The organism is Pseudorhodoplanes sp. (assembly GCF_059499825.1).
In genome coordinates this window covers 24,768-42,148 of record NZ_JCABZI010000008.1, presented here as the reverse complement: position 1 = coordinate 42,148, position 17,381 = coordinate 24,768, and the positions used below count along the sequence as shown (strand labels likewise).

Sequence of the window (17,381 nt, the reverse complement as noted above, 5' to 3'; positions counted from 1 at the left end):
TAACACCGGACCGTCTAAAGCTTCGAGAGCAAGGCCTGAGCGATAACGCCGTGGTCGCTGCATCGTCCAGAATCGTGCGCGAGCCGTGAGGCCCTCAGAATGTACGATTGAGAAGCAAATGCCGGCAGCGCGCTATGCGATGCCTGCCGTGTTGCCTCGACCAAACGACCAGGAACCGGCATATGATCGGCGCCGGCCTTGCGCGCAGGCGCTTTCTCAGCGGGCGCAGGCTGGACCCGCCCCTCCAGCACAGTGCCCCACACCTTGATGTCTTTCAGTCCTGCAGGGTCTGTTTCGAACGGACTCCTGTCCAGAACGGTAAAGTTCGCCAGTTTGCCAGATTCGATCGAGCCAATCTCGTTCTCAAGCCGGATTGAATAAGCAGCGTTGATTGTTATGCCCTTCAGGGCGGTCTCAACATCTATCCTATGCTGTGGACCGGCAACTGGTCCCTCGGCCGTGATCCGATTCACTGCCGACCACATCAGTTGCAGCGGCTTGGCCGGGGCCATCGGCATGTCGGAGTGCAATGAAAGCGACATCCCGCCATTGCGCATGACATCGCCCGTCGGGACCATATTGGGCGCACGTTGCGGGCCGATACCGACTTTGGCGTAGAAGCCGGCCAGAGCAGTGACATAGTAAGGATTCGCGCTGATGATTGCTCCAAGCGCGCTCAGCTTGTTGACCTGCTCCGGTGTCGCGAATCCGAAATGTACGATTGTTGTCCGATGGTCGAAGCGAGGATTGCGTCGCATTGCACGTTCGAGATTGGCGACAAGAACGTCCATTCCGGCATCGCCGTTATTGTGGACATGAATTTGGTACCCTGCGTCCCAGTAGGCTTGGAATGCGCCTGAGAAGACATCCGGGTCCATAATCCATGCGCCGTGATGCCCATCGGTATAGCCATCCTTCATCATCATGAGCTGGCTGAAAATGGCGCCATCGGTCAGGAATTTGATCTGTTGCGGCAGCCAGCGCGAGCGTCCCTGTCCCCAATTCAGTACCTTTCGCGTTTCAGCGATCATCGTGTCCGGACCATCCTTCAGATGTTTTGCCGCGAAGGTCTTTCCGTCCGGGATGAAGTAATGATTGAACGGCGTTGCATCATCGCCATAGGCGGCGTTGATGGCGTCCTACATGGATTTGAGCACGAATCCGCCGGGCTCCGCCGCTGTCGTGATCCCGTTGCGATGATAATAGGTCTTCGAGTATTCGAGGCCGGCGCGAAATTTCTCGGCCGAGGCCAGTGCGGGCGCCACCCGTTCAAGCACCTTGATGCAGCCCTGCTCGAAAAAATGTCCCTTGGCGAAATTGCTCTGTGCTTTTTGAGACGCCGTCCACGTGTCGAACCACGCCTTGTCGACCTCATACTTCGTCATAGCAGCGGAGTTCAGGAACACCTCGTGACCTGAACGGTGCCAAATGACGACCGGAAAGTCGGGAGCCAATTTGTCGAGACTTTGTTGCGAGAGGTCGCCGTGCATGTAGTGGTGATAGCCCCACGACGTGAACGTCTCCCCCCTGGATTTGTCGAACGCAGCGAGCGCTTCCTTGAGACGCTTCTGGTAGTTTTCCGGATCGCGAACAGCTTGCGAAAATCCTGTTACGGTATCCCATTCCTCTATCGAGATGACTGACGTTGTAATCATCGTCAACGCCGCCAGAAACGGATGGACGTGCTGATCAATGAAGCCCGGGGTTACGACCTTGTCCTTGAAGGTCTCATCGATCCGATAGGCTTGAGTTCCGGCAAGCTTTTCGAGCTCGGCGCGGCTCCCCACCGCGACGATCTTGCCTGCGATCACGGCCACCGCTTCCGCACGTGGCATTTTCGGGTCCATTGTGATGAACTGCTTCGCCACAAAAATCGTCGCCTGAGGCAACGGCGCCGCGTTGTTCATAACGTCTTGCAGGCTGACCGATTGCGCAGCCGCCGCCAGCGGACAAAGCAGCGTTGCTGAGAAAATCAGAGCGCGGAAGTCCTGGACCATTGGGCTCTCCTTCAACTCGGGAGAATAGTGAAACTGGCCTGAATGATCGAGCCTCGAAACGAGTTAAGGCTCATCGCTCAGAGAAATTGTCCATAACAGAATCTATCTCGCTCCGACGTGCGGTGCACAATGGACGAATATCGGTTGGTAGGTTGTCCGCGGCGGCGCCTTTGCGAAGATTTACGGCCACCCTTCATGTCGCATTGTCCGCACCGTCATGCCGACCCGCCGTTTCGAACAGCACGATGGCGCCGATCATGGTGGCGCCGATCCACTGCACCGGACCCAGCCACCGCGGCCATCACTACACTCAGCAGCGGTTCGGCATTGCCCAGCATGGTGGCGCGGACCGGACTGAGATAACGAAACGACGCAAAGAAACATAATCGCCCCTCGCGATGCCGACACCGGCGGCGGCGATGCCGTTTCATCCAGCCGCATTCACCGGCCATGACCACGCGCCGAGCGCCGACGCGATCATCGCGAAGGCCGCGCCGCCAAAGCGGTGTCGCTTTCGCCGTAAAACGTCCGGAAGCACCAGAAAACTCGCTCTGACCGATCCTCCCTCGTCAATCCGGGGACAGTGCTGCAGGGGTCGCAGCCCTCGAAAGGACGCGACCCACAACTTTTAATTCTGATTGTATTTTATACGATTGCAATCATAGCGCGAACCTTCTAACCTTTGAAAAGTTCGATTTGCTGTCGGAGCTCCCATGCGTATCCGATTGGCGGCCAGCATTATGCTCGGCCTCGCATTCGCCCTTCCCGCCTTCGCCCAGGCCGTCACTGACAAGCCGGACAAGACGTTCAATCCCCGCGCGAACTGCGTCAGAACCAGCGACGCCGCTACAGAGCTGAGCGAGAACAGACTTCCAAGTCAGCCCAATCTATTCAGCGCAAACTATTTTCTACCGACGGGCAGCCCGATCGAGCTGGTTCTCACGCGCGATTACAGCGAAAACGATTTCTACTTCGGAGCACTGCGCCATCGTACGGGGACTCAGACGTCGTATACCTTGCTGGGCCGCGTGAGCTCGGCTCCTTTGAGCGACCGCAATGGTCTTGTCACACGCGGCATCGCGAAGCCCGGACAGACACTCATCACGTTGCGGATTCCGGATTCCACAAGTGGAAACTGGAGCCCTGTCGATGTGCTTGTCTATACCTGCAAGGGCAGCCCGGACTATATCTCGCGACTTACGGCAAGGGTCACGAATTCACATGCAAGCGCAGTCATCGCCATTGCCGTCGTTATTCTGGCTTACGTGGTCGGTGCCGCTGCACTCGCCGATACGAACAATGGGGCTGCTTGGTGGCGTCGCCTGAATCCGGTCTTTCTTACGGCCGGCAGAGACGGCAAGGGCAGCCTTTCGAATCTGCAGATCCTTTTCTTTTCCCTCATCGTGTTCGGACTGCTGACATATATCGTTGCCCGGTCCGGGTTGCTTTCCGACATGTCCAGCTCTGTCCTGATGCTGCTGGGGATTGCCGGCGTGGGATCGGCGGCGGCCAAAGTGACCGAGAGTCAGCAAAACGCTATCACACCCGAGAACGCCGCATGGCTGGACTTAAAGGGCTGGAACACGTCACCGCCTCAGCCAAATAAAGCGAGCTGGCGCGATCTGTTCACGACCGACAACAATTTCGACGTCTATCGCTATCAGAGCTTCATATTCAGTCTTGTTGTCGGCGGCGCGCTTTTGGTGGCGGGTGTGCGTGAGCTTGCGTCCTTTTCCATCCCGGATACGTTGCTTGGAATTCTCGGGCTCAGCCAGGCAGTTTACGTCACCGGTAAATTCGTCACACCGAGCGACGTTGGCGCTCTCAATTCAGCGATCTCGGCTGCGCGGGAAGCGGAAGTCACCTATCTCGGCACGGTGGCAGCACAGGCCGAAGACTTCAAGCTGAAACAGGCCTATCTCGAAAAAGAGAGAATTGCCCGCAAGATCTACGATAATGTCAAGATCCCGGTTCCGAATGGGCCATCCACATCCGGACATTGAACGCGCGACGATCCGTGATGCCACCATGGCTATTGGCGATCTTCGACAAAGGATGCCAATGCCTTTGTTGCCCCAGGTCTTGTGGACCCCTCATGTCGCGTTGTCCGCGCCGTCATGCCGGCCCGCCGCCTCGAACAGCACGATCGCGCCGATCATGATCGCCGCGCCGAGCCACTGCACCGGTGACAGCCACTGGCCGAGGATCACCGCGGCCAGCACGATACTGAGCAGCGGCTCGGCATTGCTCAGCATGGTGGCGCGGACCGGACTGAGATAGCGAAACGACGCAAAGAAACACAACAGCCCTACCGCGATGCCGACGCCGGCGGCGACGATGCCGAGCCATCCGGCCGCATTCACCGGCCATGACCACGCGCCGAGCGCCGACGCGATCACCGCGAAGGCCGCGCCGCCCAGCGCCGTCACATACAGGTTGACCTGCGTCGAGGTCGCGTGCTGCTGCGCCCGCGCGCCGCACAGGATGGCGCCGCAGATGGTGATCGCCGCAAGCGCCGCAAGCGCGATCCCGGTCATGTCGAGCGTGTCGAATGTCGGCGCGAGCGCCAGCGCCAGACCGGCGAGCGCCGCCAGCGCCAGCAACAGCTTGCCGCCGGTCAGCCGGTCGCCGCCGCGCCAGTGCACGATCACGGCGATGACGATCGGATGCACGAAGAAAATCAGGATGGCGACGCTGACCGGGATATAGGCTACCGCCCCGATCAGCCCATAGACCATCACCGCGGAGAACGCAGCGCAGGCGAGACACCATCGCAAGGCGGTACGGCCGATCCGAAAGTCCTGCCGGAACAGGATGATCAGAAGCGCCAGCAAGGCAGCCCCGATCAGCCCGCGCGCGGCGACGACAGTCAGCACATTGGCGCCGTTATCGAGCGCAACCTTCGCCGCTGTCGGCCCGACGGCAAAGGCCACCGCCGATGTCAGCACCAAGGCGATGCCGATGCGCCTGTTTTCAGGCGCCCCGCTATTGAAAGACATACGGCGCTTTTCCCGGGAAAGCCTAATCGACAGGCGTGAATGCGGAACGTTTGTGGCAGGCGCAAACTTGACGGCGCAACGGTTTCCCATGCGGGCGTTTGAACGCGTCGTCAACCGTTGTACGACACCGCGACGCAACAACCTCCCACAATAGAAGAGGCCGACGTCATACCCAGGGAAACCATCTGCTGCGGTTCGGCACAGACATCGAGATGCGCCGCAGACAAAAAGAATGCAGCGGGTCGAGAGACGGCCCGCTGCACGATTCATCGGAAACACATGATTACGGACAGAACCGGATCGGTCCGACGACCACGCGGGCGTTCGCGCGCGGCCTCATCCAGTTATCGACCGAACTGGAATTGCGGTGCGTTCTCCAGCTGGTCCCTCGTCGCACCGCGCAGCACCGCCCGCTCGGGCCGATCGTTCAACTGAGCGGTCGTGGCGGTCTGGCCGGTCATCGTGCCGGTGCCGGTCGTACCCGGCGCAGGCTGCGTTGCGCGCGGCTGTGCGGTCGTCTGTCCTGGCGCAGCGGCTCCAGGTGCCGTCGCAACGTTAGCGGCGCCGACCATCTGCCATTGCAGCCTGTCGAACGGGACAGCCACATCGCGCTGTCCGATGCCGAGGAAGCCGCCGACACCGATCACCACCGCTTCAACCTGGCCTTGCTTGTTCAGCAGAACCTCGGTGATATCGCCGATCCGTTCGTTCTGTTCGTTGTAGACATTCACGCCATCCAGCTGCGATGCGCGCCACAAGTCTTGCCGGTTCTGGGTGATGTATTGCATGCCTCCGGCTCCTGCCGCCGGGGCTTGCGTCGCCGCGCCCGCAGGTGACTGCGTGCCTGCCGGCGCGCCGGGTTGAGCCGCCGTTTGCGCATTCGCGGTTCCCAGCGCGAAGGCCGAGCTCAATAGAATTGCCGCTGTTGTCGTTTTGAGCATTATTCTCCCTTTCAGGTCCAAAAGTGGGGGTGGTTCCGCGCGCTGCGTGCGCGCGGTGACCTATCCCCAATGATCGGCGGCTTGCTATGTTTCGCGAATTCGAGCGCTTGTGCGCTTTCGTCGCGTCACGCGCCATCGGCTGTCCATAAAGGGTCTTTGCGTGCCTGACGCACTTGGGCCGCAAATGCGGTTACGTTAACTGCGCTCTGCAGCCTGCAATGATGAAAGAAAGTAAAATGACCGTGGCACCCAAGAACACCATCTGCCTGTGGTACGACAAGGACGCCGAAGAAGCGGCGCGCTTCTATGCCGCGACGTTTCCTGACAGCAAGGTAACCGCAGTGCGCAAGGCGCCGTCCGACTTTCCCGGCGGCAAGAAAGGCGACGTGCTGACGGTGGAGTTCACCGTGCTTGGTATTCCCTGCATCGGGCTCAATGGCGGGCCGGTGTTCAGGCAGAGCGAGGCATTCTCGTTCCAGGTCGCGACCGACGATCAGGCCGAAACCGATCGCTACTGGAACGCGATCGTCGGCAATGGCGGACAGGAAAGCGCGTGCGGCTGGTGCAAGGACAAGTGGGGCCTGTCGTGGCAGATTACGCCGCGCGTGCTGACCGACGCAATGGCGGCGGGCGGCGATGAAGCCAGGCGCGCGTTCGAGGCGATGATGGCGATGACGAAGATCGACGTTGCCGCGATCGAGAAGGCGCGGCGCGGCTAAGGTCTGCGGCGTTCTTCTCGGCTTTCACGCTCCGCGCCCACACCGCGACCATGATGAGACGGACCGGTATCGCCGTCATGGCCAGATTGCCAAACTGTCATTTGGCACAGCGAAAAGCCCACAGACATTTGGACGTCAGGTGTGTAAGCAGAATGCCAGTGAGGCTGCGAAGCGGAGTGTGTTGAAATGGCGACGACCACGATCAATGGGACCAATGGCCGCTTCGTGACTGGCGCCGGCCAGTTCGCATTTTCCAACGACGGCAGCGCGAACGAAACGCTGAACGTGACGGAAGACGGATTTCTGATCTCGACCGGCACTGGAGCGGGCGCCGTTCGCCTCGGCAGCAATTTCGGCAAATGGAGGGTCGATGTCGACGGCACGATCCTGTCGGCCGACGCGGCCGGCATCCTGCTGGAACAGGGCGGCGCCGGAAACGCCACGGCCACGTTCAACTTCAGGGACGATGCGAACGTCAGTGGCGTGACCGGGCTCGATATCCGCAGCGACGCGATCCTGACCAATGCCGGCACGATTTCCGGCAGTGCCTTTGCCATTAATGTGTCCGGCGCCCAGGTCTTCTCCATCAACAACTCCGGCTCCATCATCGGCGACATTCGCGAGCAGGCTGTTATCGCCGAAACCAAGATCACGAATTCGGGGCTGATCGACGGCGCCATCACCCTTGGCGACATGAGCAACACGCTGATCGTCGGCGGCAAGGGCCGCATCACCGGCAACGTCAATCTGGCCGGCGGCGCTGACGTGCTCGAGAATGCCGGTGTCCTGGGCCAGTTTTCGACCGGGTCGGGAGCGGACAAGGTCAGGAATTCGGGCACCATTGCCACGCTCATCACCGCGGGCGGCGACGATGTCGTGGTCAATACCGGGTCCATCGGCTCGGTCGATCTGGGCGATGGCAACGATTCCTATACCGGCAGCGGGCGCGAGGATGTCATATCCGACAGCAACGGCGGCGATACGATCAAACTCGGCAAAGGCAACGACGTCTATCGCGCGACAGGCGCTGCGCCCGGCCTGGATGACGATGACATTATCGAAGCCGGTGGCGGGGGCGACGACGTCTATGACGCGGGTGCTGCCACCAATGGTGTTTATGTCAATCTGGACTCGGTCTCGCACACGACAGCGCAGTTCAACGCTCCCGCCTCTCCGTTCGTCGCTGCGAAGACAGCAATTGGCGTCGACGTGGCCGGCATGGATTCCAAGGATGCGATCAGCGGATTCGAAAACGTCATCGGCGGTTCTGCGTCCGACAGCATTTACGGCAGCGGGTCCGCAAACGAATTGAGCGGCGGAGGCGGCGCCGATTACCTGTTCGGGTTTGCCGGCAATGACGAGATCAATGGCGGGGCCGGCAATGACTGGATCAATGGCGGGGCCGGTGCCGACCGGCTGTTCGGCGGCGCGGATGCCGACCGATTTCAATTTCTTTCGGTGTCCGAATCCGGTGTGAACGCATCGAAGCGCGACGTCATCGGTGATTTCGAGACGGGGGACGTTATCGACCTATCCTTGATCGATGCCGACAAGAAGACTCCGGGCGACCAGGCCTTCGACTTCATCGGCACCAATGTGAATTTCACCAAGGTCGCCGGCCAGTTGAGGTCGGTGTGGACGGCCGATTCCCAGATCGTGCAGGCCGACGTGAATGGTGACGGAAAGGCGGATTTCGCGATCGAAGTTTCCGATCCCGGTCATGCCATCACGCTCTCGGCCGGTGACTTTATCCTGTAGCGAACGGCATCCTGCAGCTTGCTATCTCAGGCGTCGCGTCCAACGCATCGCAGTTGCTCTTTTTGCCGCTCAAAAAGGAGAGGCCGCCGGGAGGGGTGACCGGCGGCCTCGTTTTTCCAACCCGTGCGGGGGAAATGGGTTGGAAAACCTTATCGCTGCAGATGCTGAATCAGTTCGAGTGGTCGCCACGGCTTGGGAAGAAAGGCGGCATCCGAAGGAAGTATGTCGGGTCTGACGCGCCCGGACGTCACAATGATTTGCGGATCAGCAAAGCGGCGCCGCGCGATCCTGGCCAGTTCCACACCGCTCATGTCGCCCGCGAGCTGAATGTCGGTTATGAGCAGGTCGATGTCCGGACCGATGCGGTCCAGCACCGCAACCGCGGCCTCCGCCGTGGCGCATTCGACCATTCGCGGCTCGTCGATCGCCGCTTCCAGTATCATGCAAACCGCCTCGCGCTGAAGCGGGTCGTCTTCCACAACCAGTGCTGTTGCCATTGTCGCCTCCGTTTTGAATCAAACCCGGAGGGCGGCAAAAGTTCTGCAAAATTTTAGGTTCCACCCGCAGCGGTTCCCGCGGAACCGCGCGCATTCCTTCCGCTAGTCCGTCTTGATTCCCGCGGCCTTCACCACATCGGGCCAGCGCTTCAACTCACTCTTGATGAACGAATCGAATTGCTGCGGGATCCCGCCGATGATGTCGGCCGCCTGCGCCTCAGTGATCGCGGCGCGCACCGATGGAACCTGCATGACCTGGTTGAAGATACCGTTCATACGCTGGACCAGCGCCGGGTCCATGCCGGCGGGACCGGCAATGCCGTGCCACACCGCGACGTCGAAACCGGGAATGGTGCTGGCGACCGGCGGCACATCCGGCAATTGCCGCATGGGCTGCTTCGCAAGGCCCGCAAGGGCGCGGATCTTGCCCTCCTTGATCTGGCCAAGCGCGGTGGAGACGGTGATTACCGCGGTATCGGCTTCGCCGCGCAACAACGCCGTCAGCATTTCCGATCCGGACCGGTACACAACGTTGACCTGTTCGATCCCGGCCTGGCTGTTGAGATAGGCCATGAACAGATGCGTCCAGTTGCCCGGGCCGGCGGACGCATAATTGAACTTGCCCGGCTTCTCCTTCGCAGCCGCAATGAATTCGGCGAGCGTCTTGTAGGGAAGATCGGGGCGGATCAGCACCACTGCCGGAAGATTGGCAAGATGAACGATCGGCGTGAACGCGGTATGCGGATCGTAGGGCGCCTTGGCGCCGAGCATGTGCGACACGGCATTCGGCCCAACCTCGGCGAGCAGCAGGTTATAGCCGTCGGGCTTTTCGCGCGCGACCGCGGCAGCGGCGATGGTGCCGCCGGCGCCGGGTCTGTTCTCCACGACCAGCGGCTGGCCGTTAGCGAATTGCGAAAATCCGTTCGAGATATTTCGGGACAACGTGTCGGCCGCTCCGCCCGCGCCGACGGTAACCAAGAGTCGGACCGGCCTGTCGGGCCATTGAGCCGCAGGCTGCGCGCGCGCCTGACATGGCCAAGTTAACGCCGCACCACCCACCACGCCCAGAAAATCGCGCCGTCTCATGATGTCCCTCCCGGTTATGTTTTGCGAAGATCATATCCGGGGCAGCAGGACGTACAAGATTGGGCGTGCAGGCGCGACCGCGTTGTTGCGCTGCGGTATCGTTGGCGGCACGCGTCTTGTCAGACGCAACAGACGCAATGCATAACGTCGTGCATGACAGATCACGACATCGAACACCGCTGGGTGCATATCCAGTACAAGGAAGACGCAGGCTTCGTCGAAACCTACGGCTTTTCCGGCAATCAGGGCGCGGTTAACCTCGAGGGCCTGCTGATGATTCCAAAGGGCGTGCCCTCCTCCACGCTCCTGATCTTCATGCATCCCGCATCGACGTTGCAGCTTCTGCCGGTGCCGCAGGCTGCGGTGAAAGCCGGATGGCATGTGCTGTGCGCGGCTAGTCGCTATGCCAAGAACGACACCGCGCTTATTCTCGAGAAAGTGCTGCTCGATCTCGGTGCCTATATCCGCCACGCGAAAGAGCAATGGGGCTACACGCGGGTCGTGATCGTTGGCTGGAGTGGCGGCGGATCGCTGGCGCTTTATTATCAGTCGCAGGCCGAGCGCCCGACCATCACCCAGACGCCGGCCGGCGATCCTGTCGGGATCGCAAACGCGGGATTGATCCCGGCCGATGCTATCGTCGTCCAGGCCGCGCATATCTCGCGCGCGACCATGCTGCGCGACATGATCGACCCGTCGGTGACCGACGAGCGCGATCCGGACAACCGCGACCGCGAGCTCGACATCTACGACAAGGCCAATCCCAACCATCCGCCCTATTCCCCCGCCTTCATCGCGGATTATCGCGCGGCGCAGCTGGCGCGCATGCGCAGGATCACAGCCTGGGTGAAGGACACGCTGGCGATGCTGAAAGCGCGCAACACCGCCGAGATGGAGCGCGGCTTCGTCACCCATCGCACGCTCGCCGAGCCGCGCTTTCTTGACTCGACGCTCGATCCGAACGACCGCAAACCGAACTGGTGCTATCTCGGCAATCCGGAAACCGCGAATACCGGACCGGTCGGGCTGGCGCGGTTTTCCACGCTGCGCTCCTGGCTGTCGCAATGGTCGATCGACGACAGCAACGCCGATGGCGTCAAATGCGCCGCGCAGATCTCGGTGCCGCTGCTGGCGATCGAGAATTCGGCCGACGATGCGGTGCCGCAACCGCACACCGCTGCGATCTTCAACGCGGCCGGCAGCGCCGACAAGACGATGCATGTGATCAAGGGCGCGACGCATTATTATGCTGGCCAGGCCGACAAGCTTGCCGAGGCGCTTTCGATCACGCGGCAATGGCTGAGCGCGCGCGATCTCGCTTGATCCTGCGGCTTTTGTTCTGCGTTCAAAACACCGCGTGGTCGCCGCGTTCGGCCGTGGCCTCGCCCTTGATCAGCTGCGCGTAATAGTCGAACAACGTCTCGGTTCCGGTCGAGGGGGTCGCGGCCGCGTCATAGCGACCGGTCGCCGGGTCCAGCACCAGCATCGACTCGGTCGCGTAATAGCGGCCGATGCGCGCCAACTCCGCCTTGTCGGCGAGCGCCGGGCTGATGCGGCCGAGCGTAGCAAGCATCAGCACGATCACATCGAGCAGCGCCACCGGCACTTGCCGGAAGCGCGGCTCGCGTCCGAGCAGCGCGAACAGATGTTCGCCCTGCTGCCGCGGCGTGATCGCGGGACCGGGACCGCCGATCGGCAGCACGCGGTTGTGGCGGCTTTCGTCGTCGATGCAGCCGGCGAGATATTCGCCGAGATCGTGATCACTGATCGGCTTGCAGGCGGTCAGCCTGCCGTCACCGAATACGAGATACGGCTTGCCTTGGCGCACCCGCGCCACCTGCCCCGACAGCGACTTGAAATACGCGGTGGGTCTGACGATCGAATACGTGAGGCCGGATTCGGTCAGCGCGCGCTCGAACGCGAGCTTGGCATGCTGAAAGGCAAGCTTCGGCTTCTGCACGCAGATCGCCGACAGCAGCACGAATTGCGATACGCCGGCGGCCTGCGCGGCCTTAAGGACGTTCATGTGTGCCTGATGGTCGATCGCCCACGCATCCTTCGGCGCGCCAGTCCGGGATGCCATGCAGGACAGAACCGCATCGAAGCGCTCGCCGCGAAAGCCGTCGCGCGCGACCGATTGCGGGTCGGTGACATCGCAGACGCGCCATGTGACGCCGGCGGTCCGCTCGGCACTTTCACTTTCCTCGGACGCCCCGTCATTGTGCTGCCGCACCAGGCACACCACGTCGTGACCGCGTTGCAGCAGCGCGCGCAAGGTGGCGCGGCCGATGGTTCCGGTCGCACCCAGCAGCAGCACCCGCCGCGGGCGCGGCGATCGATGTTCGGCGGACGACGATGCTGGGCTGTCAGTCATGGGCGGATGGCGGGACCCGGCTTTTGTGGACGTCGATGAGAGCATAGTAACAACTGCTCCGCCAACCGGCAGCGGCCACCATCGCATTGGCCGATTTGGCTGGCGATTTCATGTTACACGCGCTGACAACATCGGAGATGCCCCGTCATGAGCGACGACAAACCGCTGCCGGCCAAAGGCGTGTACTGGATCCGCGAGCCGGATTATCCGGCGGTGCGCGCGATGTTCTCGGACGGCCACAAGATGCCGCCCGACTTCGCCGACTGGCTCAGGATGGCCACGGAAATGGAGAGCGGGCTGAAGGCCTACGGGCACCCGGTAATGCGCGTCATCATCGATCCGGCGACGTTTCCGGACTGGTGCGCCGCGCATGCCACAACGCCCGGCAGCGAAGGCCGAAAGCGCTTCATCGCGACAGCGGTCACCGAACGCTATGGCGATCAGCGCTAGCTGCGCTCTCGCGCAATTGGTGTCACTGCCGGAACATAAGATCAGCGTGGAGCTCAGCCCTCAGCAGCGGGCCAGCTGAGCGTCCCAACCCGACATTGCGACATGGGCCACGGATTCGAGTTCGGCCCGGCTCGCCCCGTCGCGGGCGAGAATCGACATTCCGAGCTGAACCGTCTGCACGAAGCGGGCCAGCGCATGGATGTCGGCACTGCGCGGAATGTCGCCGTCCGACTTCGCCTGCTTCAGCCGTGACTTCAAGCGCTCGAGACCCACGGCGCGGGCGGCTCGCACAGTCTCTCCTAGCTCTGCATGACCCTCGCTGCCGACCGCGGACAGCGCCACCATGCAACCGTGAGGAATATCCGAAACACAGCCGCCCAGCGTCGCCGCCGAATCCATCAGGAGCGCCCTGACAGCGTCATGCGCAGTTGGCGCGGCCATAAAGCCTGCCCAGAACAGCGGCTCGTAATTGTCGCGGTAATGATCCAGCGCCGCTGCGTAAAGCGCCTCCTTCGAGCCGAAGGCCGCATACAAGCTGGGTGATCCGATGCCGAGCGCCTCGGTCAGATCGGCGATCGACGTCGCTCCGTAGCCCTTGGACCAGAACAGGCGCGTGGCCTGCCTTAAGGCCGCGTCCCGATCGAACGCGCGCGGTCGGCCGCGGCCCCGGGCGGCAACATCCACGGCAGTCTGCGTCGCGATCTTTTTCTGCATCGATCGATATATAAATCCATTGACACCGCGTCGCAACGCGGCTTATTTTTGTATCGATTAATACAAAAATATGGATGCGCGGGATGAAGGCGGGCGCGCGTCTGACGAGGTCACCCCCCAACGACAGGAAGTGCAATTGAGCAGTGAGAACACTTCAAAGCCGGGTCTCGCAATGCAGCCGGACCGGCGCACGCTTCTTGGCAGCGCTGGCGCGGCAATTCTTGCGGGCGTCGCCGCATCCGCGTTTCATCAAGACGAGGTTCAGGCACAGACCCCCTCGGCGGATTTGCTTCCGCCCGGTGCTTCCAGCCGCTACGTCTCGGCGAACGGGATCAAGCTGCATTATGTAACGATGGGCCGAGGGCCGACGCTGCTGCTGCTACACGGCTGGCCGCAAACCTGGTTCGCCTGGCACAAGGTCATGGCGAGGTTTGCCGATAACTTCACAGTCGTTGCACCGGATCTGCGGGGGACGGGCCTCAGCGAACTGACCGCCAGCGGATACGACAAAAAAACAATTGCCGAGGACCTGCGTTCGCTGATCGAGCAAATCGGCGACGGCAAAGCCAATGTCGTCGGCCACGACATGGGCGGCAAGGCCTCCTACGTCCTCGCCCACCTGTATCCGCAAGTCGTGGAACGGCTTGTGCTGGTCGATTGCCTTGTCCCGACGACCGAGAACATGGACGCCTTGCGTGGCGGCGCATGGCATTACGGATTTCACATGGCAGCAAATTTTCCGGAACTGCTGACCCGCGGCCGGGAGCGGGAGTATATTCGCGCCCAGATCAAGCAATGGTCCTGGCAAAAGGACGCTATCGATGAAGCGTCGATCAGCGAATTCGCCAGACGATATGCAGAGCCTGGGCGAATGACCGCCGGCTTCAACTATTACCGCAGTCTGCGGGACGATGTGCCGATCGTTGCGCCGCTGCGTGGCCGCAAGTTTGCGATGCCGGTCATGACGATCACCGGCGATCGCAGCGCTGGAACGAGACTGGCCGAGGCGCTGAAGGACGAGGCGCCGTCTCTCAGATCGGTTATCGCGAAAGATTGCGGCCACTTCGTCGCCGAAGAAGCCCCCGACTTCTTCGTCGAGCAGGTCCAGCGCTTCCTCGCGGACTGATCGTACGCGTCGCCTCGCCACGCCTACGGCAATCCCGCCTTGTTCAGCCCCTCGACGATGCGCTGGAATTCGCGCGCATCCTTGTAGGGGAGAACCCGCTCGCGCTGCGCCAGCGAGATATCCGGATTGATCGCCAGCATGTCGGACCAGGCCGAGCGCGCCTCGTCGATTTTTCCGAGATGGCCGTAACACGCGGCCAGCAGCAGGCGGCTGGAATCGGTCGCTGGGCTTCGGGCGATCCGCTCGCGCAGAAGCTTGCCGGCGGATTCGTAATCGCCCAGCGCGAAATGCGCCTGCGCCGTGAAATGCAGCGCGATCCCTGGAAAATGCGGATCGAGACGCATGGCGAAGGCGAAGGATTCCAGCGCCTCGGCAGGCTGCCCGGAATAAGTCAGCCCAACCCCGGTCGCCATATGTCCTTGCGCGAAATTAGGATCGATCGCGGTCATCTGACGGAATTCGGCGAGCGCGGCATCGTGCTGGCGGCGCCACAGCAGGACGTTGCCGAGCGCCATGTGGCTGACCGGCTCCAGCGGATCGAGTTCGAGCGCACGGCGCGCCCAGCGCTCGCTCTCATTCAGAGTCTGCGCCGGATCGTCGGTCCAGCCGCTGGCATATTCCGAGATGCCGACCAGCGACAGCCCCGCATGGGCCCTCGCAAAATGTGGATCCTCCTCGATCGCCTGTCGGTGAAGCGATCGCGCCGCGACAGCGGATTCGCGGGTGGTGCGCGACATGGCTTCGCGCGCGCGCAGCCACAATTCGTAAGCCTTCAGGCTCGAGGTGCCGCGCCGCGCGATCCGCTCCTCTTCCCGCTTGGTCAGCGTCACGGAGAGCACGCCAACGATCTTCTCGACCACCTCGTCCTGGGTTTCGAAAATGTCGGTCAGATCGCGGTCGAAACGCTCGGCCCAGAGATGTCCGCCATTGGCCGCATCGATCAGCTGGGCGGTGATACGCACGCGGTTGCCCGCCTTGCGGATGCTGCCTTCAAGCACGAAGCGCACGCCGAGATCGCGGGCAATATCCTGCACCTTGACCGAGCGGCCCTTGTAGGCGAACGAGGAATTGCGGGCGATCACGAACAGCCCGGATACCTTGGACAGATCGGTGATCAGATCCTCGGTGATGCCATCGGAGAAAAATTCCTGCTCGATGTCGCTGCTCATGTTCATGAACGGCAGCACGGCAATCGACGGCTTGTCCGGGACCTGTGGCGGTCCGGCGGGCGCACGATCGGTTGCCAGTCCAAGCGGCGCGACACGAAACACGCGGACCGGCGCCGCGATATTCTTCAACACCTTCTCGCCGAGATCCTCGGGCACGATTTCGGCCCGATCCTGAATGAATTCGCGGACCGCGCGCGAAATATAAATCGTACCGGGTTCCGCAATTCCTTCGAGACGGGCGGCGACATTCACGCAATCGCCATAGATGTCGCCGTCCTCGACCACGATGTCACCGAGGTTGATGCCGATGCGGAACTCGATCCGCCGGTCCTCCGGCACGTCGGCGTTGCGATCGGCCATCCCCTGCTGGACCTCGATGGCGCAGCGCACCGCCCTGACCGGACTGGCAAACTCCACCAGGAAGCCGTCGCCGGTCATCTTGACGATGCGGCCCTGATGCTCGGCGATCTTGGGATCGAACAGCTCGCGCCGGTGCGCCTGAAAGCGCTCGATCGTGCCCTCCTCGTCCACGCCGATCAGCCGCGAATAGCCCGCGACGTCAGCAGCAAAGATTGCGGCAAGCCGGCGTTCCATATCCGTCCAGTTCCAGACCGTATCGTTTCACCGCGCTGGCCGGACGATATCCGCCGCACCCGGGACCGAGCGTGATATAAGCGGCGGCAGCGATCCCGGCCATAGCCCCCAGGCGATAGCATCAAGGCAAATTGCGTGACAGACCTGCAGCCGGACGACATCACCATGGACCGCATGACTCCGGACGATCTGGAGGCGCTGCGGCGTGCGGTCAATGCGCTCGAAAATCCGAGCCTGGCCGCGCGCCTGACCAACATGGTCGGAAAACCGATCGAACTGATCGGGTACGCGCTTCCGGCGTCTGCATCGAGCGCAATCTCGGCCGCGACCTCGAAGGCGCTCTGGGCAGGCCTGAAGGTGGCGCTGATGACCATGCGGCGCAATCCGCGGGGCGGGTCGCAACTGCTGCACCGGGCGCTGGCCAGCGCCTCCGGCGCGGCGGGCGGCGCCTTCGGGCTAGCGACGCTGCCGATCGAGCTTCCGGTCTCGACCATCATCATGCTGCGGTCGATCGCCGATATTGCGCAAAGCGAGGGCGAAGACCTGTCGGATCCGGAGGCCGCCCTGTCCTGCGTGCAGGTATTCGCATTGGGCGGACGCACCGGCTCCGACGATGCCGCCGAAAGCGGATATTTCGCGGTGCGCGGCCTGCTTGCCAAAAGCGTCACCGAGGCCGCGCGCTTTGTCGCGCAGCGCGGCGTGGTCACCGAAGGCGCGCCGATTATGGTGCGCTTTCTCACCGAGGTGGCGTCCCGCTTCGGCGTGGTGGTGTCGCAAAAAGTCGCGGCCCAGACTTTTCCGGTGATCGGCGCGCTCGGCGGCGCCGCGGTCAATTATGCCTTCCTCGAGCATTTCCAGGATATCGCGCGCGGTCATTTCACGGTGCGGCGGCTCGAGCGCATCTACGGCAAGTCGATCATCCGCGAGGAATATAAACGCCTTGCCGAGAAGCGCTGA

16 protein-coding genes are annotated in these 17,381 nt (G+C 62.1%); 7 read left to right on the top strand and 9 right to left on the bottom strand.

The window, feature by feature from the left end; all coding sequences use genetic code 11:
* Positions 1-14: 14 nt before the first annotated feature.
* Complete coding sequence (locus AC5I5I_RS11340) at positions 15-1,031, bottom strand: amidohydrolase (RefSeq protein WP_495972981.1); 1,017 nt, start codon at positions 1,029-1,031, stop codon at positions 15-17.
* A gap of 108 nt (positions 1,032-1,139) precedes the next feature.
* Entirely contained in the window at positions 1,140-1,997 is an 858-nt protein-coding gene (locus tag AC5I5I_RS11335; RefSeq protein ID WP_495972979.1) for an amidohydrolase family protein, read from the bottom strand.
* 713 nt (positions 1,998-2,710) lie between these two features.
* On the opposite strand from AC5I5I_RS11335, the gene AC5I5I_RS11330 reads away from it, so the two are divergent.
* Positions 2,711-4,000: a hypothetical protein gene (locus AC5I5I_RS11330; RefSeq protein ID WP_495972977.1), complete on the top strand. Its 1,290-nt coding sequence runs from the start codon at positions 2,711-2,713 to the stop codon at positions 3,998-4,000.
* 90 nt (positions 4,001-4,090) lie between these two features.
* Here AC5I5I_RS11330 and AC5I5I_RS11325 read toward each other — a convergent pair whose 3' ends face one another.
* Both AC5I5I_RS11325 and AC5I5I_RS11320 read right to left on the bottom strand, forming a co-directional pair.
* Complete coding sequence (locus AC5I5I_RS11325; RefSeq protein ID WP_495972975.1) at positions 4,091-4,996, bottom strand: DMT family transporter; 906 nt, start codon at positions 4,994-4,996, stop codon at positions 4,091-4,093.
* A gap of 344 nt (positions 4,997-5,340) precedes the next feature.
* Positions 5,341-5,784 (bottom strand): PRC-barrel domain-containing protein, encoded by a 444-nt coding sequence (locus AC5I5I_RS11320; RefSeq protein ID WP_495972973.1) that lies wholly within the window; start codon positions 5,782-5,784, stop codon positions 5,341-5,343.
* Positions 5,785-6,173: 389 nt separating this feature from the next.
* Between AC5I5I_RS11320 and AC5I5I_RS11315 the strand changes: the two genes are divergently transcribed.
* Both AC5I5I_RS11315 and AC5I5I_RS11310 read left to right on the top strand, forming a co-directional pair.
* Positions 6,174-6,656: a VOC family protein gene (locus AC5I5I_RS11315; protein ID WP_495972971.1), complete on the top strand. Its 483-nt coding sequence runs from the start codon at positions 6,174-6,176 to the stop codon at positions 6,654-6,656.
* A 186-nt stretch (positions 6,657-6,842) separates the two neighbouring features.
* Complete coding sequence (locus tag AC5I5I_RS11310) at positions 6,843-8,414, top strand: hypothetical protein (RefSeq protein ID WP_495972969.1); 1,572 nt, start codon at positions 6,843-6,845, stop codon at positions 8,412-8,414.
* Positions 8,415-8,563: 149 nt separating this feature from the next.
* On the opposite strand, the gene AC5I5I_RS11305 is transcribed toward AC5I5I_RS11310, so the two are convergent.
* Entirely contained in the window at positions 8,564-8,911 is a 348-nt protein-coding gene (locus AC5I5I_RS11305; protein WP_495972967.1) for a response regulator, read from the bottom strand.
* A gap of 102 nt (positions 8,912-9,013) precedes the next feature.
* Positions 9,014-9,997, bottom strand: a complete 984-nt coding sequence (locus AC5I5I_RS11300) for a Bug family tripartite tricarboxylate transporter substrate binding protein (RefSeq protein ID WP_495972965.1) — start codon at positions 9,995-9,997, stop codon at positions 9,014-9,016.
* A gap of 153 nt (positions 9,998-10,150) precedes the next feature.
* Between AC5I5I_RS11300 and AC5I5I_RS11295 the strand changes: the two genes are divergently transcribed.
* A complete protein-coding gene (locus AC5I5I_RS11295; RefSeq protein WP_495972963.1) occupies positions 10,151-11,320 on the top strand; it encodes an alpha/beta hydrolase family protein in 1,170 nt (389 codons plus the stop codon).
* Between the two features lie 22 nt (positions 11,321-11,342).
* Here AC5I5I_RS11295 and AC5I5I_RS11290 read toward each other — a convergent pair whose 3' ends face one another.
* Positions 11,343-12,308 (bottom strand): NAD(P)H-binding protein, encoded by a 966-nt coding sequence (locus AC5I5I_RS11290; protein WP_495973019.1) that lies wholly within the window; start codon positions 12,306-12,308, stop codon positions 11,343-11,345.
* Positions 12,309-12,518: 210 nt separating this feature from the next.
* Between AC5I5I_RS11290 and AC5I5I_RS11285 the strand changes: the two genes are divergently transcribed.
* Positions 12,519-12,821: a hypothetical protein gene (locus AC5I5I_RS11285; RefSeq protein ID WP_495972961.1), complete on the top strand. Its 303-nt coding sequence runs from the start codon at positions 12,519-12,521 to the stop codon at positions 12,819-12,821.
* Between the two features lie 60 nt (positions 12,822-12,881).
* Here the strand turns inward: AC5I5I_RS11285 and AC5I5I_RS11280 are convergent, their stop codons facing one another.
* Positions 12,882-13,535: a TetR/AcrR family transcriptional regulator gene (locus tag AC5I5I_RS11280; RefSeq protein ID WP_495972959.1), complete on the bottom strand. Its 654-nt coding sequence runs from the start codon at positions 13,533-13,535 to the stop codon at positions 12,882-12,884.
* 136 nt (positions 13,536-13,671) lie between these two features.
* On the opposite strand from AC5I5I_RS11280, the gene AC5I5I_RS11275 reads away from it, so the two are divergent.
* Entirely contained in the window at positions 13,672-14,661 is a 990-nt protein-coding gene (locus AC5I5I_RS11275; protein WP_495972957.1) for an alpha/beta fold hydrolase, read from the top strand.
* 23 nt (positions 14,662-14,684) lie between these two features.
* On the opposite strand, the gene AC5I5I_RS11270 is transcribed toward AC5I5I_RS11275, so the two are convergent.
* Entirely contained in the window at positions 14,685-16,424 is a 1,740-nt protein-coding gene (locus tag AC5I5I_RS11270; protein ID WP_495972955.1) for an adenylate/guanylate cyclase domain-containing protein, read from the bottom strand.
* 135 nt (positions 16,425-16,559) lie between these two features.
* Between AC5I5I_RS11270 and AC5I5I_RS11265 the strand changes: the two genes are divergently transcribed.
* On the top strand, positions 16,560-17,381 hold the full coding sequence (locus AC5I5I_RS11265; RefSeq protein ID WP_495972953.1) for an EcsC family protein: 822 nt from the start codon (positions 16,560-16,562) through the stop codon (positions 17,379-17,381).